The following is a 281-nucleotide window of genomic DNA, read 5'->3' on the forward strand; positions in this document are numbered from 1 at the left end:
TTATTTGAAATGGCAAGAACAACTTGCTAAGTATTGGATAATCCTTGTTAAATTCGGCAAAAAATTCTTTCTTTTTTTCAAAGTACTCATCAACGTTATCATTAAACCATCCAAATGCCTTCTTTAAAAAATCAATGCTTTTGTCTAAGAAATCTTCATCTTCTTTTTCATTTAATTTATTTCTTGCTTCTATATCCTTAAATACATCTTCATCGCCATCTCTTTTTCTAGCTAGAAGATTCTCCATATGACTTAAGTTCATTGATAAGCTTCTCTTAATT

General features: G+C 28.5%; 1 protein-coding gene. It reads right to left on the reverse strand.

The annotated features are described in order from the left end of the window. A partial coding sequence (locus tag FAY47_RS19935; RefSeq protein WP_143318655.1) for a hypothetical protein occupies positions 1-262 on the reverse strand: 262 nt, incomplete at its 3' end. Positions 263-281: the final 19 nt, after the last annotated feature.

It is taken from the genome of Clostridium sp. HBUAS56017, assembly GCF_007115085.1.
GTDB lineage: Bacteria > Bacillota > Clostridia > Clostridiales > Clostridiaceae > Clostridium > Clostridium cibarium.